This window comes from Pseudomonas sp. ATCC 43928, assembly GCF_005938665.2.
Taxonomy (GTDB): Bacteria; Pseudomonadota; Gammaproteobacteria; order Pseudomonadales; family Pseudomonadaceae; genus Aquipseudomonas.
This window is the reverse complement of record NZ_CP041753.1, coordinates 5,236,333-5,251,449: the sequence shown is the minus strand read 5'-3', so window position 1 is coordinate 5,251,449 and position 15,117 is coordinate 5,236,333. Positions and strand designations below refer to the sequence as shown.

Here is a 15,117-nt window from a genome sequence, read left to right as displayed (position 1 = left end):
TTGAAGTGCCACCAAGGAAGAGGTTGCCAATGCGCGTGATGAAAGTGGGCCTGATGCTGTTGTTCTGGGTCTTTGCCCTGACGGCCCAGGCCGGGTTGAAGTTTCCGGAACTGACCGGACGGGTGGTGGACAACGCCCAAATGATCGAGCCAGCGGTGCGCGAGCAGCTGGTTCAGCAGCTTAATGCCCACGAGAAGTCCACCGGCGAGCAGTTGGTGGTGGTCACGTTGCCGGACCTGCAGGGCGCCGACATCGCGGATTTCGGTTATCAGCTGGGACGCTACTGGGGCATTGGCCAGAAGGACAAGAACAACGGCGCGCTGCTGATTGTCGCGCGTGCCGAGCGAAAATTGCGGATCGAAGTCGGTTATGGCCTGGAAGATCGCCTGACCGATGCGCAGAGTTCGGTGATCATCAATCAGGTGATCACGCCGGCGTTCAAGGCCGGCAATTTCAGCAAGGGCATCAGCGATGGCGTTTCGGCGATGCTGGTGGTGCTGGGGGGCAATCCGCTGAACGAGCCGTCGACGGTGTATGAGCCGCGTGGCAATCAGGAAAGCGATTTCGTTGCGCGGCATCCGGGGGTATTCGTGTTCCTGGTGCTGCTGTTTATCCTGACGATCTTCGTCGGCCAGATGTTCGGTATTCTGCCAAGTGGAGGGGGTAGAGGCCGGGGTGGTTTCGGTGGCGGAGGTTTTGGCGGCGGTGGCGGGGGCTTCAGTGGCGGCGGGGGCAGTTTCGGCGGCGGTGGTTCGTCGGGCGGCTGGTGATGACACGGCGGGAAACACAACAACAATAGCGAGCAGGCATTCATAAACATGGCATTACTGACTGAACACGAACAACGCAAAGTCGCCGAGGCGATTGCCCGGGTCGAGCGCGACACCGACGCCGAACTGGTGACAGTGCTCGCGGCCCGCGCCGACGACTATGCGTATATCCCGCTGCTCTGGGCCAGCCTGTTGGCGCTGGTGGTGCCGGGTATCGTGCATTACCTGACCGGTTGGCTGACCATGCACAGTCTGTTGCTGGTGCAATGGGTCAGCTTCATCGTGTTGTGCCTGGTGTTCCGGATTCCGAAAGTCACCACGCGCCTGATCCCGCGCTCGGTCCGTCACTGGCGTGCGTCGAACCTGGCGCGTCGGCAGTTCCTGGAGCAGAACCTGCACCACACCGTGGGCGGCACCGGCATGCTGATTTTTGTCTCCGAGGCCGAGCGTTACGTGGAAATTCTGGTGGATGAAGGGATTTCCAAACGGCTGGACAACAAGAATTGGGACGCGATTGTCGCGACGTTTACCCAGCAGGTGAAGCAGGGGCAGACGTTGCAGGGGTTTGTGACGTGCATCGAGGCGTGCGGCGAGTTGCTCAAGGTGCACGTGCCGGTGACCCAGGTGCGCAATGAATTGCCGAATCGGTTGGTGGTGTTGAGCTAAAAACCAGATCCCGGCAATGACGCGTTCTTGTAGCAGCTGGCGCAGCCTGCGTTCGGCTCGGACCGCGTTCGGACGAAGCAGTCGCTAATTCGCCTGAATACGGTCTATCTGATACACCGCGTATTTTGATTTTACGACTGCTGCGCAGCCGAACGCAGGCTGCGCCAGCTGCTACGGATCGCACCGTTTGGTAAATAACTGCGTGTCCCGAACGGCCATCCCCCCTAAAATACCCGCCATTCCCCGATTCGCACCGCCCGAGGCCGTTTTTTCCATGTCTGTCACCGCCACTCCCGCCAGCCTCGCGCCGGATCACCACGCCCAGTTCATCGACCTGCTGCAAACCAGCCTGGACGCCAATGCCTTCATCAAACTGGTGCTGGCCAAGTACGTTGGTGGCGAAGCGGACTTGCAGCGGTTGATCATCAAGCAGCTGACGGTCAAGGATCAGCCGTGCCTGTCCTTCGTCTACCGCTACAAGACCCGCGACATCACCAAGAACCTGCCGATTGCCGAAGGTGTGGCGACCATTGCCGCGCTGTTGCCGGCATCGTTCAAAAATGCGCATTTACTGTCATTGACCGACGAAGCCCAGCTCGAATACAGCAAAAAGGGCAAATCTTCGCTGTTCAAGAGCAAACCTCAGCAATTGCGTGAAGTGCCGTCCGCCGAGCACAACCGCGAGAAGAACCGCTTCCTCGACCTGAACCGGCCGTTCCTCAAAGACCTCGGCGTGACCAACGCCCAGCATGAACTGATCCCGGCGATGTCGCGCAAGTGGAAGCAGATCAACAAGTTCATCGAAGTCTTCAGCCATGCGCTGACCTCCTCGCCGCTGGCGCTGGACAAACCGGTGCGGGTGGCGGATTTCGGCTCGGGCAAGGGTTACCTGACGTTCGCGATCCATGACTACCTGCGCAACACCCTGAAAGCCGAGGGCGAGGTGACCGGTGTCGAGCTGCGTGAAGACATGGTCAAGCTGTGCAACAGCGCGGCGGCGAAGCTGGAACATCCGGGGCTGGTGTTCAAATGCGGTGACGTGCGCAGCGTGGCGCCGAGCGAGCTGGACGTGATGATCGCGTTGCATGCCTGCGACATCGCCACCGACTATGCGATTCACACCGGCATCCGTTCCGGCGCTGCGATCATCATGTGCTCGCCGTGCTGCCACAAGCAGATACGCCTGCAGATCCAGAGCCCGGCATTGCTCAAGCCGATGCTGCAATACGGCCTGCACCTGGGCCAGCAGGCGGAAATGGTCACCGACAGTTTACGTGCGTTGTTTCTGGAAGCCTGCGGCTACGAGACCAAGGTGTTCGAGTTCATCTCACTGGACCACACCAACAAGAACAAGATGATTCTGGCGGTCAAACGCGCCGAGCCGGTGGACCCGGCTCAGCTGTTGGTGAAGATTCAGGAGCTGAAGGATTTCTACCACATCAGCGAACATTGCCTGGAAACCCTGCTGCGGGCTGACGGGTTCCTGGTCGCTAAGGCTTGAGCTGAACTCCCGCCGGTAACGTGCCCGGTTGCGCCGGGCGCACTGCGGTCTTGCGCCCGAGCATCACCGTCACGATCACCCCGGCCGCAAACAGCCAGGTAATCGGCTCGACGTGCTCACCGAAGAACAACGCCGAGAACGCGATGGTGAAGAATATCTGCAGCAACTGGATCTGACTGACCCGGGCGATGCCGCCCATGGCCAGCCCGGCGTACCAGGCAAAGAAGCCGATGAACTGCGAAAACAGCGAGACATAACCGAAGGCCCACCAGGTCCTGGCCGAAATCTCGCCCTGATGTTGCAAACCCAGGTACAGCACCGGCCCGATCAGCAGCGGCGTCGACAATACCAGCGCCCAGCAGATCACCTGCCAGCCGCCCATCTCCCTGGCCAACCGGCCGCCTTCGGCATAGCCCAACCCACCCACGGCAATCGCCCCGAGCATCAGCAAGTCACCGGCCTGAATACTGCCGGCTCCGCTGATCAGCGCATAACCGAGCACCAGAGCACTGCCCAGCGCGGCGCAGGCCCAGAAGGCTTTCGATGGACGCTCATGGGACAGCCACGCGGCATATAGCGCCACGCACAGCGGTTGCAAGCCGTTGACCAGTGCGCCGTGGGAGGCGGGTAACGTCTGCATGGCCCAGGCCGACAGCACCGGGAAGCCGAGGATGACCCCGGCGATCACCAGTGTCAGGCCTTTGACCTGTTTCCAGGTGGGCCATTTTTCCCGGCGCCACAGCAATAACAGCGCAGCCGGAATTGCCGCGAACAGCGCCCGGCCAAGGCCGTTGAGCAGCGGATGGAGTTCTTGCACGACGATTCGTGTGAAGGGCAGGGTCAGGCTGAAGATAACGACGCCGAGCAGGCCGAGGGCCATGCCGGTGTTTTCGCGCGAGGACATGATGGATGACCAGAATTCAGGGTGGCGGGAAGTTTCTTTATCTAGCCATAAACCTGAGGCTTTCCGCTGTTACAGCTGGGTGCAGAGTTATCCGTACAGTTAAGCGCGGTCCCTGTGGCGAGGGAGCTTGTCGGATCGCCGCACCGTCCCGTTCGGCTGCGCAGCAGTCGCAAAACCAGAGACCATCGATTGATTGACGAAGCCGGTAGGGCCGCTTCGCGCCCCAGCGGGAGCAAGCTCCCTCGCCACAAAAAGCCAATCCAGTTCATATCGTCCGTAGTAGTCGGTTATTACCCGACCCGCCGGATAAGGACTACCTTGAATACTCCTGCAGGCCCACGCATTTTCCAGAGGAGTCCTCCCCATGGCTGCTAAAAAAATCCTGATGCTGGTTGGCGATTACGTCGAAGACTACGAAGTGATGGTGCCCTTCCAGGCGCTGCTGATGGTCGGCCACACGGTGCATGCTGTTTGCCCGGATAAAACCGCCGGCCAGACCGTGCGCACGGCGATCCATGACTTTGAAGGCGACCAGACCTACAGCGAAAAACCCGGTCATCTGTTTGCCCTGAACTTCGATTTTGCCAAGGTCGATGCGGCGGACTACGACGCGCTGCTGATCCCGGGCGGTCGTGCGCCGGAGTACCTGCGCCTGAACGAAAAAGTCCTGGCGTTGGTGCAAGCGTTCGACAAGGCTGGCAAACCGATCGCCGCCGTGTGTCACGGCGCGCAATTGCTGGCCGCCGCCGGTATTCTTGAAGGTCGCGAGTGCAGCGCCTACCCGGCCTGTGCCCCGGAAGTGCGCCTGGCTGGCGGCACGTACATCGATATCCCGGTGACGGAAGGCCACGTTCAAGGCAATCTGGCCACAGCCCCGGCCTGGCCGGCGCACCCGAGCTGGCTGGCCGGTTTCCTCGGGTTGCTGGGCACCAAAATCACGCTGTAACGAGGGACCTGTTCATGTGCGAGCTCTACGTCAAGGCCGATCCGATTCTCTACGAATCGCGCTCCCGCTCGCTGCGCATCTGCGGGGTGGTGACCACCCTGCGGCTGGAGAATCAGTTCTGGGACATCCTCAGTGAAATCGCCGAGGTCGACGGCATGACCACCAATCAGTTGATCGCCAAATTGTATGAAGAGGTGATGGACTACCGCGGCGAGGTGGTGAATTTCGCCTCGTTCTTGCGGGTCAGTTGCATGCGCTATTTGAGCCAGCGCCGGGTGCAGGCACCTGAGTTGTCGGTGGTGCGGACGGTGGTGAAGTAGGGCGGTTTTGTTTGGACCTTACCGGCGACAGAAAACCTGGCTTGGTCTTTACTCTGAAGCGCGAAACCTCTCAATCGCCAAGGAGAACAAGCATGTCTGGATGGTACGAAGTGAGCAAAACCAGCAATGGTCAGTTCAAGTTTGTGTTGAAAGCGGCCAACGCCGAAACCATTCTGGTCAGTGAGCTGTACACCACGCGCGGTGCGGTCGATAGCGGAATCGCCTCGGTTCAGGCCAATAGCCCGCTGGACGAACGCTACGAGAAAAAAAACACCAAGGACGGCCATCCTTACTTCAATCTGAAGGCCGGTAACCACGAGATCATTGGCAGCAGCGAGTCTTATTCATCCGATGCCGCGAGGGAAAAAGGCATCGCCAGCGTCAAGGCCAACGGTCCGACCACGGTGATCAAGGACAAGACCTTGCCGGTGTTCTAAACACACCGCATACCCACTGCGGGAGCGAGCCTGACGGCTCGCTCCCGCAGTGGTTTTGTGTGTTCCCGACGATCAGCGCAACGCGTTCAACAAACCCTGCAACTGACTGCGGCCAGTCTCGCCGAGTGCAAACACCGGCAACCGCGGGTCGCCCGCTTCCAGCCCGACCAGGCGCAAACCGGCCTTGATGGTCGCCGGCAGGCCGCCCTTGAGGATGAAGTCCAACAACGGCAACTGGCGATAGAATAGTTCGCGAGCCTTGCTCAGATCATTGGCCAATACCGCTTCGTACAAGTCGAGATTGAGCTGCGGGATCAGGTTCGGCGCCGCTGTGCACCAGCCTTTGGCGCCGGCCGCGAACGCTTCCAGTGCCAAGGGATTGCAGCCGTTATAGAACGGCACCCGGCCTTCGCCCAGCAGTTGCAGTTTGTGCATGCGCTGAATATCGCCGGTGCTTTCCTTGACCATAGTGACGTTGTCGACCGCGTTGAAAATCCGCAGGATCAACTCCACCGACATGTCGGTGCCGCTGGTGGCCGGGTTGTTGTAGAGCATGATCGGCACGCCGATGCTCTCGCCGATGGCGCGGTAGTGGGCGAGGATTTCCGCCTCGCTGAGTTTCCAGTACGACGCCGGCAGCACCATCACCACATCGGCGCCGTGGGCCTCGGCGAAACGCGCGCGGCGCACGGCTTTGGCGGTGGTCAGGTCGGACACGCTGACGATGGTCGGGACGCGTTTGGCGACGTGGCGGATGCTGAATTCGCTGACTTGATCCCATTCCGCGTCGCTCAGGTAAGCGCCTTCGCCGGTGCTGCCCAATGGGGCGATGGCGTGGACACCGCTGTCGATCAGGCGGTCGATGGAACGCCCGAGCGCGTCGAGATCAACGCCTTCGCCCTGGGCGGTGAACGGGGTGATGGTGTAGCCGATGATGCCGTGAATGTTTACGGTCGACATGGCGTCTCTCCTTTCAAGAATGAGTGGGGTCAGTGCAGGCAATCGGCGTGTTGGCGCAGGTTCTGCCGGGCGTAGTAGTTGAATGCGGCAGCGTGGCGCTTGGGCTTGGATATCCAGTCGTGGGCTTCACGGCCCAGCTCGGGAAGAATCGGTTTGATTGCACCGGCGGCCATGGCCAGCAACTGCAACTTCGCTGCGCGTTCGATCAGTTGCGCAATGACACAGGCCTCTTCGATGGTCGCGCCGGTGGACAACTGGCCATGGTGGGAAAGCAGGATCGCCCGCTTGTCGCCCAAGGCCCCGGCAATCAGTTCGCCTTCTTCATTGCCCACGGGCACCCCCGGCCAGCCTTCGAGAAACGCGCAGTCGTCGTAGAGCGGGCAGAGGTCCATGTGGGAAATCTGCAGCGGTACTTCCAGCATCGACAGCGCCGCGACGTGAGTCGGGTGCGTGTGAATAATGCAGTTCACGTCCGGCCGGGCGCGGTACACCCAGCTATGGAAGCGGTTGGCCGGGTTGGGCATGCCGTGGCCTTCAAGCACTTCCAGGTCTTCGTTGACCAGCAACAGATTGCCTGAAGTGATCTCGTCGAAACCCAGGCCCAGTTGCTGGGTGTAATAGGTGCCCGGTTGCGGGCCGCGAGCGGTGATTTGCCCGGCCAGGCCGGAGTCGTGGCCGTTTTCGAAGAGAATGCGGCAGGTCAGGGCCAGCTTTTGCCGGTCGGTCCACGTATTATCCGCCAGGGTGTTTTGCATCTGTGTCAGCGCTTGCTTGACCAGTTGCTCTTTGGGTAGTGCTAATGTCTTGGCCATATCGGTGTCCTTTGGGTGGGGCATGCAAATGACACTAAAGAGGCTATATGACACTTTGTGTCATTGGCAAGGATAAATCGTTGCCTCCTTGATGGGTTAATCGCTCTACATGTCTATCCGTTTGAAATTATTGAGAAAAAAACTTGGCGTGACGCTGGAGGCCCTGGCCGAAAAATCCGGCATGACCAAGAGCTATCTGTCGAAGGTCGAGCGCGGGTTGAATACCCCCTCGATCGCCGCCGCGCTGAAACTGGCCAGGGCGCTGAACGTGAAGGTCGAGGAATTGTTTTCCGAAGACAACGTCAGCCTCGACAGCTACAGCCTGGTGCGTAGCGACGAACGCCAGTCCCTGGCCGCCAACGACCAGAGCCCGGGTTATGCGGTGTTGGCCCATCAGGTCAGTGAGCGCAGTCTGTTGCCGTTCATCATTTACCCGCCGAGCGAGTTCACCGACAAAACGTTCAAGGAACACCTGGGGGAAGAGTTTCTGTTCGTCCACGAAGGGCAGGTGGAAGTGGACTTCATGAATGAGCGGGTGCTGCTCAATCGTGGGGATGCGCTGCACTTCAACGCGCAGAAACCGCATCGCCTCAGGTCAGTGGGCGAGGTGCAGGCGCAGTTGTTGGTGGTGGTGCATAGCAACGAGGAATGAGGTTATCGGGCCTTTGTGGCGAGGGGGCTTGCCCCCTCGCCACAGGTCAGACCTCGACCGGCACGGTCAGCTTAGGGTTACCGAGCGCATGCGTCTTCGAATCAAAAAAACGCAACGCCACACCCGTCCCCTCGAACACCTTCGCGTAATGCCGCTTCTGATGCTGGATGAACGCCTTGCTGCGCGGGTAAATCGAGATCGCTACCACCTTCGGCTTCGCCTGTCGCAGTGCATGAACAATGTGACTGTCCTGCTCGCCAAGGGCATGCCCGAAGATGCACAACCCGTCACCGTGGCCGAGTAACTGGTCGTAGCAGAACGACAGGTAATCCGAACTGCGAATGGTCTTGAGTTTGTCTTGCGCCGGGCCTTCGTTGACGAACAGCGGCACGTCGTCGAGGGTCTTGATCGTATTGTTGATCGCGAAATTACCGAGCAACGTTCCCTCGGTCGACATCAACTTGCGCGCGGTGCCGTCCTGATTGCGCACCAGATGCAGGCCGCCGTGCAGGTACAGCAAACGTGGTTTGTCGGTGGCGCTGGCGCTCAGATCGAAGCCGGGTTCGGCACCCTGGAACAGGTCGGTCACGACGTCCGGCCGATGCTGGATCGCCCAATAGCTGAGCAAGTCGTAGTTGGTGGTGAACACCGTTCGATAGCTGCCCAGTTCCTGATTGATCGTCGCCAGCGTCGAAGGCTTCACCAGCCGCCACGGGATATGCACCGCGTGCACGGTGTTGATCAGCGCTTCCTTGATCGCGTAGTAGCGATTGCGCGGTGCCGCAGAGCTGACGGCCAGGGCCTTGTTGACCCGGCTGGTGGTCTTCAGCGCCCCAAGCACTTGTTCAAAACTGCGCGTCTGCATCGCGTCGAACACGCTCAGCTCGGACTGGCTCAGCGGTTTTTCTTCGACGGTGCGGGCATTTTCGAACAGCGAGTCGTAGCCGAAGTCGTCCCACACGGCGCGGCTGGCGCCGTTACCCACCAGCAGGCCGCCGAATGAGGCGGTGGTGCGCAAGGCGTTCCAGTCTTCAAGTTGGGCATCGACATCCTGGAAATCGGTCATTGCGTTTGTCATCTCGAAGCAAAAGGTCTGATGGACGGCGACTTTATCACGCCCGGGCGTTGAGCCAGATCAACATACCGCGTGACTGATCGGTCGACCCTGTGCGCACCCGCCGAATCGGTATTGCCGATTCGGTTTCAGCCAGGAGACTCGCGCATGAGCAGTACGTTTTTCATCCCCGCCGTGAACATCATGGGCACCGGTTGCCTCGACGAAGCCATGGACGCCATTGGCAAGTATGGTTTTCGCAAGGCGCTGATAGTCACTGACGCCGGGCTGGCCAAGGCTGGCGTGGCATCGAGGATTGCCGAGAAACTGGCGTTGCAGGACATCGACTCGGTGATCTTCGACGGCGCCAAGCCGAATCCGAGCATCGCCAACGTCGAGCACGGCCTGGGCCTGCTCAAGGAAAGTCGCTGTGATTTCGTGGTGTCTCTGGGCGGCGGTTCGCCTCACGACTGCGCCAAGGGTATCGCCTTGTGCGCCACAAACGGTGGGACGATCCGTGACTACGAAGGTGTCGATCGGTCGGCCAAACCCCAGCTACCGTTGATCGCGATCAACACCACCGCCGGCACTGCCAGCGAGATGACCCGTTTTTGCATCATCACGGATGAATCGCGCCACGTAAAAATGGCCATCGTCGACCGCAACGTTACGCCGCTGCTGTCAGTCAACGACCCGGAGCTGATGGTCGCCATGCCCAAGGGCCTGACCGCCGCCACCGGCATGGACGCATTGACCCATGCCGTCGAAGCCTACGTCTCCACGGCAGCCAACCCGATTACCGATGCCTGTGCGCTGAAAGCCATCACGTTGATCAGCGACAACCTGCGCCAGGCCGTGCGGGACGGCAGTGACATGATCGCGCGGGAGAACATGGCCTACGCGCAATTTATGGCGGGCATGGCGTTCAACAATGCGTCCCTGGGCTACGTTCACGCGATGGCCCATCAGTTAGGCGGGTTCTACGACTTGCCCCATGGTGTGTGTAACGCGGTGCTGCTACCTCACGTGCAGAGCTTCAACGCGCTGGTGTGCGCCCCTCGCCTGACCGACGTTGCCCACGCGATGGGGGCCGACATTCGCGGGCTCAGTCCGGAAGAGGGCGCGCAGGCGGCGATCGCGGCGATCCGCAGCCTGGCCAGGGATGTGGACATTCCCGCCGGTTTGCGTGAGCTCGGTGCCAGGCTCAATGATATCCCGGTCCTTGCCAGCAATGCCCTGAAAGACGCCTGTGGACTGACCAACCCACGGGCAGCGGATCAGCGGCAGATCGAGGAGATTTTCCGCAGCGCGTTCTAAGCGGTTCGACGGCCGGGCGCGAGCACTACGCAAAGCAGCGCGCCCAAGGCCAGCAAGGTGCATAACAGCGATAACGGCTGGTTTGATCTTCCCTGGATTTCAGCTGTCGATGTCCCGGCCGTGAGCACGTAAAAGCTCGGTGATGAGTCCACAGAAATGGCGGATCAGCGTCGTCCCCATGTCGGCGCGCAGGGTGATTCTGATGGCTGCCTTGCCTTGTGCAACCACCGGGAAAAAGACTGCCGAGGTGAAGAATCCGTGATTGGCCAGTTCAATGGCGATGTGGTTGGCCAGCGATGCCTCACCGCAATTGACCAGTCGAATCGCCATGTTGCTGTTGTGTTGTGCGGTTCGTATGAGGCTGTCAAAGAGGCGGATATTAACCTGAAGCTTTTCCTGCAGCTCGGCGAATTCCAGGGTGTGGTGTAGCTGGATGGATGCCCGGCCCGCGCCAATGGCTGCACTGTTCAGGCTTTGCGACCAGTTGCTGGGGCCGCCGTAACGCGCAATGAGCTTCTTCTGCCGTTCACTGCCCAGCATCACCAGACCGCCGCTGGCGCCGAACGACTTGGCCAGCGAGGCGACGATGAGGCAGTCATCATCCAGGGTATGCAGCCTGGGACGCACAAGACCGGCGCCGAATGTTCCTACAGAGGAAAGCGCGTGGGAGTCGTCCAGATAGAGAAACAGCCCATAGCGGTCCTTCAGATACAAAAGGCTGTCCATGTCCGCAACCCCGCCCATGCTGTAGGCGCCGTCGGCGACATACGCGACCCTGGTGTGCTGTTGACACAGCGTCTCGAGGAAGTCCATGTCGTTATGCGGGCACGTCACGACCTTCGTTTCATCGGCACAGGCGGCTTTGAGGTGGCTCATCGAGTAATGCGCCAACCGGTCGAAAGCCATCACCGGAGGGCTATTTTCCGTGAATACGCCGCTGGCCAGCAGTGGCAGGATCCCGGCACTCGCCGCGCTGCACGACAGAGTGCTCAGGCAACTGGTGCCGAACAACTCGGACAGTTCGGTTTCGTATTGGTCCAGAATCGCCAGCTTGCAGCGGTTCCTGGAATTGGCGATGCGAAGTGTGCCGGTTTCCCACAGCGTGGTCATGGCGCCGTCGAGAATATCGGGATGGTGATCCAGCCCCAGGTATGACGTCGTACAGAAATCATGAAACGCTCTCCCGTACTGATCGAGCATGCGGTTGGCACTTTTTATCTCAACGTTGAGCCCCGCGATTTTTCCGGTTTCGGCGGCCTCCCAATCATGGTCAGCCAATGAAACGAGTTTGCGGTAGTTGGTGAAGGTGTGCGCCGTGTACGGTATCTGGCTCATGTGTAAGTGACATTCCTTGAATGAATCTATCCGTGGGTTTGTTGCAGTTTGTGTGTGTTGCCAGACTTTACAGAGAGTCCCGATGGGCTTTGAATCGGCTGTTTCCGGTAGTACTGAGAGTTGTAAGAGAATTAGTTGTAGGGCGATGCCCTGGGGTGCTGTGGGTAATTGGATGGCGGGCACGAATCGAATCCGGGCTATCCTGCCGACTCAGTCGAACCGAAATCATCGAGCCCTGCCATGCTGCAAAAAAGCCTGATCCGCCGCCTCGACCTGATCACTCTCCAGCTGTTTGTGGCCGTTCACGAAGAGGGCACCTTGACCCGTGCTGCCGCCCGCGAAGCGATCGCGGTGTCGGCGGCCAGCAAGCGGTTGATGGAGCTGGAGGAGGCGCTGGGCATCAGCCTGTTCGTACGCCAGGCCAAGGGCATGACGCTGACACCGGCCGGTGAAACCCTGCTGCACCATGCCCGGCAGATGCTGTTCAACGTCGAGAAAATGGGCCTCGAACTGGGCGAACACAGCCACGGTGTACGCGGTTATGTGCGGATGCTCGCCAACCTGTCGGCGATCATTCAATTCCTGCCCGAAGACCTGCGGGACTTTTCCGCGCGCCATCCGCAGGTCAAGACCGACCTCGAAGAACGCCCCAGCAGCGGGGTGATCCAAGGCGTGCTCGATGGCGTGGCGGACCTCGGGATCTGCTCCAGCGACAGCGACGTCAAGGGGCTGCACAGTGTTGTTTATCGTCAGGACAAACTGGTCGTCCTGATGCCGGCCGATCATCCGCTGGCGAGTCGTTCGGCCTTGGCGTTTGCCGACACGCTGGACAGCGATTACGTCGGTCTGCATTCGGCCAGCTCCATCAACATGCGTACCCATGCGGCCGCGCGCAAGGCCGGCAAGGTGCTGAGGTTGCGGATCCATGTGCCGGGGTTCGACGCCATGTGCCGGATGGTCCAGGCCAACATGGGCATCGGCATCCTGCCGCTAAAGGCCTACGAACTGTTTGGCCGGGCGCTGGGGTTGCACGCGGTGCCGCTGACGGATGACTGGTCGGATCGTGCGTTGATTCTGGTGGTGCGTGATGAAGCGGCGCTGTCGCCGGTGAGCCGGATGTTGTTTGAGCATTTGCGCGGCCAGGCCTGACAGTTCTCGACTACATGGACGGGCCTCTTCTGACTTGAGGTCGCGGTAATCTCCAGCCAGGCATTCGCGTTTCGCGAACGGTCGTTGCCAACAGAAGGTTGGATTCCATGCCACTCGGTCCTCTAGCCTTGGCGCATATTCCAAGAACAAGAGGTACCCCCGCGATGACTGCCCCCTTGAGTGCAATCAAAGTGATCGAGATCGGCACGCTGATCGCCGCGCCGTTTGCCGCGCGCATGCTGGCCGAGTTCGGCGCCGAAGTGATCAAGATCGAAGCCATGGGCCAGGGCGATCCCCTGCGTAAATGGCGCAAGCTGCACGAGGGCACTTCGTTGTGGTGGTACCTGCAATCGCGAAACAAGAAGTCCCTGGCGCTGAATCTGAAATCCCCTGAAGGCATCGAACTGGTCAAGCAACTGGCGAGCGACGCCGATGTGCTGATCGAAAACCTGCGCCCCGGCGCCCTGGAGAAACTCGGCCTGGGCTGGGACGTGTTGCATGCCCTCAATCCCAACCTGACGCTGGTGCGCATTTCCGGTTACGGCCAGACCGGCCCGTACCGTGATCGTCCGGGTTTCGGGGCGATCGGCGAGGCGATGGGCGGGATTCGCTATACCACCGGTACTCCCGGTTCGCCGCCGGCCCGAGTGGGGGTGAGTCTGGGGGATTCCCTGGCTTCGCTGCACGCGGTCATCGGTGCCTTGATGTCGCTGCTGCGGGTCAAGACCGGGCAGGGCGGCGGGCAAGTGGTCGATGTGTCGTTGGCCGAAAGCGTGTTCAACGTCATGGAAAGCCTGGTGCCGGAATACGACATGCTCGGTCATGTGCGTGAGCGCAGCGGCGGGGCGTTACCGGGTATTGCGCCGTCCAATACCTACCTGACTGCCGACGGTGCCTACGTGGTGATCGCCGGCAACAGCGACCCGATCTACAAGCGTCTGATGGCGGTGATTGGCCGGGCCGACCTGGCCGAAGCGCCGGAGTTTGCGCATAACGATGGCCGCGCCGCCAAAAGTAATGTGCTCGACGCAGCCATTACTCACTGGACCAGCAGCCTGCCCATCGATCAGGTGTTGGCGGCTCTGGAAGCTGCCGAAGTCCCGGCCGGGCGCATCTATTCGGTGGCCGACATCGTTGCCGATCCTCACTATCAAGCGCGGGGCATGCTGCTCAACGCCGAACTGCCGGGTGGTGCCTCGGTGAAGATGCCGGGCATCGTTCCGAAAATGTCCGAGACCCCCGGTGGCGTGAACTGGTCGGGGCCGAGTCTGGGTCAGCACACCGACGGCATCCTCGCGGGGCTGGGCCTGACTGACCAGGACATCGAACGGTTGAAAGCTCAAGGGGTGGTGCAATGATCGCTGATTATTCCCAGACGCTGATCGTTCAGGAGGTTTCCCCGCGTGACGGCTTGCAGATCGAGCCGACCTGGGTCGAAACCGCCGACAAGATTGCGTTGATCGATCAGTTGTCGCTGGCGGGTTTCAGCCGCATCGAAGCCGGTTCGTTCGTGTCGCCCAAGGCGATTCCGGCGCTGCGCGATGGCGAGCCAGTGTTCAAGGGCATCGCCCGAAAGCCAGGCGTGATCTATGTCGCGTTGATCCCTAACCTCAAAGGCGCACAACGGGCACTGGACTCGGGGGCTGACGAGCTGAACCTGGTGATGTCCGCCAGCCAGACCCATAACCTGGCAAACATGCGGATGCGTTGCGAGGCGTCATTGGCCGCGTTTGGCGAGATCGTCGAGTTCGTTCGCGGCACGCCGGTGCGGCTCAACGGCAGCATCGCCACGACCTTCGGATGCCCGTTTGAAGGCACGATCGATGAGGATCGCGTGCTGCAGATTGTCGAGGCTTATCAGGAGCTCGGCATTACGGGCATTACCCTGGCCGACACCACCGGCATGGCCAATCCACGCCAGGTCGACCGCTTGGTGCGACGGGTGTTGCAACGGGTTTCACCGGCTGATCTGACCCTGCATTTCCACAACACGCGCGGCCTCGGTCTGTGCAACGTGCTGGCAGCTTACGAGGCCGGAGCCCGGCGCTTTGACGCAGCCCTCGGTGGTCTTGGCGGTTGCCCGTTTGCACCGGGTGCCTCGGGCAATATCTGCACCGAAGATTTGGTCAACTTGTGCGATGAAGTCGGCATTCACACCGGCATCGACTTGCCGTTGTTGCTGCGATTGTCGCGAGGCTTGCCCGCGTTGCTGGGCCATGAAGTGCCCGGGCAGCTCGCCAAGGCCGGACGTAACTGCGACCTGCACCCGACACCGTCCTGAACCCAGCGAACAA

The 15,117-nt window shown here is 60.5% G+C and carries 16 protein-coding genes; 11 read left to right on the top strand and 5 right to left on the bottom strand.

Annotated elements, in window-relative coordinates; all coding sequences use genetic code 11:
* The first annotated feature begins 29 nt into the window (after positions 1-29).
* The 3 genes from FFH90_RS24035 (at position 30) to FFH90_RS24025 (ending at position 2,937) form a co-directional block, all read left to right on the top strand.
* A complete protein-coding gene (locus FFH90_RS24035; protein WP_019580890.1) occupies positions 30-770 on the top strand; it encodes a YgcG family protein in 741 nt (246 codons plus the stop codon).
* 48 nt (positions 771-818) lie between these two features.
* A complete protein-coding gene (locus FFH90_RS24030; protein ID WP_018926845.1) occupies positions 819-1,436 on the top strand; it encodes a TPM domain-containing protein in 618 nt (205 codons plus the stop codon).
* Between the two features lie 274 nt (positions 1,437-1,710).
* A complete protein-coding gene (locus tag FFH90_RS24025) occupies positions 1,711-2,937 on the top strand; it encodes an SAM-dependent methyltransferase (protein WP_064619840.1) in 1,227 nt (408 codons plus the stop codon).
* On the opposite strand, the gene FFH90_RS24020 is transcribed toward FFH90_RS24025, so the two are convergent.
* Positions 2,927-3,841, bottom strand: a complete 915-nt coding sequence (locus tag FFH90_RS24020; RefSeq protein WP_111455081.1) for a DMT family transporter — start codon at positions 3,839-3,841, stop codon at positions 2,927-2,929. The two genes, FFH90_RS24025 and FFH90_RS24020, sit on opposite strands and share 11 nt — an antisense overlap.
* Positions 3,842-4,205: 364 nt before the next feature.
* Between FFH90_RS24020 and FFH90_RS24010 the strand changes: the two genes are divergently transcribed.
* The 3 genes from FFH90_RS24010 (at position 4,206) to FFH90_RS24000 (ending at position 5,544) form a co-directional block, all read left to right on the top strand.
* Entirely contained in the window at positions 4,206-4,787 is a 582-nt protein-coding gene (locus FFH90_RS24010) for a DJ-1/PfpI family protein (RefSeq protein ID WP_007935757.1), read from the top strand.
* A gap of 14 nt (positions 4,788-4,801) precedes the next feature.
* Positions 4,802-5,107: a ribbon-helix-helix domain-containing protein gene (locus FFH90_RS24005; protein ID WP_019580887.1), complete on the top strand. Its 306-nt coding sequence runs from the start codon at positions 4,802-4,804 to the stop codon at positions 5,105-5,107.
* A gap of 92 nt (positions 5,108-5,199) precedes the next feature.
* Positions 5,200-5,544: a YegP family protein gene (locus tag FFH90_RS24000; protein ID WP_064619834.1), complete on the top strand. Its 345-nt coding sequence runs from the start codon at positions 5,200-5,202 to the stop codon at positions 5,542-5,544.
* Between the two features lie 72 nt (positions 5,545-5,616).
* On the opposite strand, the gene FFH90_RS23995 is transcribed toward FFH90_RS24000, so the two are convergent.
* Positions 5,617-6,504 carry a dihydrodipicolinate synthase family protein gene (locus FFH90_RS23995; RefSeq protein ID WP_018926839.1) on the bottom strand — a complete coding sequence of 296 codons (888 nt, stop codon included), beginning with the start codon at positions 6,502-6,504 and terminating at the stop codon, positions 5,617-5,619.
* Between the two features lie 29 nt (positions 6,505-6,533).
* Entirely contained in the window at positions 6,534-7,316 is a 783-nt protein-coding gene (locus FFH90_RS23990; protein WP_064619831.1) for an aldolase, read from the bottom strand.
* Positions 7,317-7,425: 109 nt separating this feature from the next.
* On the opposite strand from FFH90_RS23990, the gene FFH90_RS23985 reads away from it, so the two are divergent.
* Positions 7,426-7,968, top strand: coding sequence for a helix-turn-helix domain-containing protein (locus FFH90_RS23985; RefSeq protein WP_111454816.1), 543 nt, complete (start codon positions 7,426-7,428; stop codon positions 7,966-7,968).
* Between the two features lie 46 nt (positions 7,969-8,014).
* On the opposite strand, the gene FFH90_RS23980 is transcribed toward FFH90_RS23985, so the two are convergent.
* Positions 8,015-9,034, bottom strand: coding sequence for a DUF4917 family protein (locus FFH90_RS23980; RefSeq protein WP_019647931.1), 1,020 nt, complete (start codon positions 9,032-9,034; stop codon positions 8,015-8,017).
* 156 nt (positions 9,035-9,190) lie between these two features.
* On the opposite strand from FFH90_RS23980, the gene yiaY reads away from it, so the two are divergent.
* Positions 9,191-10,339 carry an L-threonine dehydrogenase gene (gene yiaY / locus FFH90_RS23975; RefSeq protein WP_138866208.1) on the top strand — a complete coding sequence of 383 codons (1,149 nt, stop codon included), beginning with the start codon at positions 9,191-9,193 and terminating at the stop codon, positions 10,337-10,339.
* Between the two features lie 99 nt (positions 10,340-10,438).
* On the opposite strand, the gene FFH90_RS23970 is transcribed toward yiaY, so the two are convergent.
* Entirely contained in the window at positions 10,439-11,674 is a 1,236-nt protein-coding gene (locus tag FFH90_RS23970; protein WP_138866207.1) for an aminotransferase class I/II-fold pyridoxal phosphate-dependent enzyme, read from the bottom strand.
* 240 nt (positions 11,675-11,914) lie between these two features.
* On the opposite strand from FFH90_RS23970, the gene FFH90_RS23965 reads away from it, so the two are divergent.
* The 3 genes from FFH90_RS23965 to FFH90_RS23955 all read left to right on the top strand — a co-directional run bounded on the left by FFH90_RS23965 (position 11,915) and on the right by FFH90_RS23955 (position 15,104).
* On the top strand, positions 11,915-12,823 hold the full coding sequence (locus FFH90_RS23965; protein ID WP_111454820.1) for a LysR substrate-binding domain-containing protein: 909 nt from the start codon (positions 11,915-11,917) through the stop codon (positions 12,821-12,823).
* 164 nt (positions 12,824-12,987) lie between these two features.
* A complete protein-coding gene (locus tag FFH90_RS23960; RefSeq protein WP_138866206.1) occupies positions 12,988-14,181 on the top strand; it encodes a CaiB/BaiF CoA-transferase family protein in 1,194 nt (397 codons plus the stop codon).
* On the top strand, positions 14,178-15,104 hold the full coding sequence (locus FFH90_RS23955) for a hydroxymethylglutaryl-CoA lyase (RefSeq protein WP_138866205.1): 927 nt from the start codon (positions 14,178-14,180) through the stop codon (positions 15,102-15,104). The genes FFH90_RS23960 and FFH90_RS23955 overlap by 4 nt, the downstream gene beginning before the upstream one ends.
* Positions 15,105-15,117 lie beyond the last annotated feature (13 nt).

What these genes read in the sequence shown, in the direction of transcription:
- FFH90_RS23960 (WP_138866206.1), top strand. Translation starts at nt 12,988, where the DNA reads ATGACTGCCCCCTTGAGTGCAATCAAAGTGATCGAGATCGGCACGCTG.
- FFH90_RS23980 (WP_019647931.1), bottom strand. Translation starts at nt 9,034, where the DNA reads ATGACCGATTTCCAGGATGTCGATGCCCAACTTGAAGACTGGAACGCC.
- FFH90_RS24025 (WP_064619840.1), top strand. Translation starts at nt 1,711, where the DNA reads ATGTCTGTCACCGCCACTCCCGCCAGCCTCGCGCCGGATCACCACGCC.
- FFH90_RS24020 (WP_111455081.1), bottom strand. Translation starts at nt 3,841, where the DNA reads ATGTCCTCGCGCGAAAACACCGGCATGGCCCTCGGCCTGCTCGGCGTC.
- FFH90_RS23970 (WP_138866207.1), bottom strand. Translation starts at nt 11,674, where the DNA reads ATGAGCCAGATACCGTACACGGCGCACACCTTCACCAACTACCGCAAA.
- FFH90_RS24005 (WP_019580887.1), top strand. Translation starts at nt 4,802, where the DNA reads ATGTGCGAGCTCTACGTCAAGGCCGATCCGATTCTCTACGAATCGCGC.
- FFH90_RS23985 (WP_111454816.1), top strand. Translation starts at nt 7,426, where the DNA reads ATGTCTATCCGTTTGAAATTATTGAGAAAAAAACTTGGCGTGACGCTG.
- FFH90_RS23955 (WP_138866205.1), top strand. Translation starts at nt 14,178, where the DNA reads ATGATCGCTGATTATTCCCAGACGCTGATCGTTCAGGAGGTTTCCCCG.
- yiaY (WP_138866208.1), top strand. Translation starts at nt 9,191, where the DNA reads ATGAGCAGTACGTTTTTCATCCCCGCCGTGAACATCATGGGCACCGGT.
- FFH90_RS24035 (WP_019580890.1), top strand. Translation starts at nt 30, where the DNA reads ATGCGCGTGATGAAAGTGGGCCTGATGCTGTTGTTCTGGGTCTTTGCC.
- FFH90_RS23995 (WP_018926839.1), bottom strand. Translation starts at nt 6,504, where the DNA reads ATGTCGACCGTAAACATTCACGGCATCATCGGCTACACCATCACCCCG.
- FFH90_RS24010 (WP_007935757.1), top strand. Translation starts at nt 4,206, where the DNA reads ATGGCTGCTAAAAAAATCCTGATGCTGGTTGGCGATTACGTCGAAGAC.
- FFH90_RS24030 (WP_018926845.1), top strand. Translation starts at nt 819, where the DNA reads ATGGCATTACTGACTGAACACGAACAACGCAAAGTCGCCGAGGCGATT.
- FFH90_RS23965 (WP_111454820.1), top strand. Translation starts at nt 11,915, where the DNA reads ATGCTGCAAAAAAGCCTGATCCGCCGCCTCGACCTGATCACTCTCCAG.
- FFH90_RS24000 (WP_064619834.1), top strand. Translation starts at nt 5,200, where the DNA reads ATGTCTGGATGGTACGAAGTGAGCAAAACCAGCAATGGTCAGTTCAAG.
- FFH90_RS23990 (WP_064619831.1), bottom strand. Translation starts at nt 7,316, where the DNA reads ATGGCCAAGACATTAGCACTACCCAAAGAGCAACTGGTCAAGCAAGCG.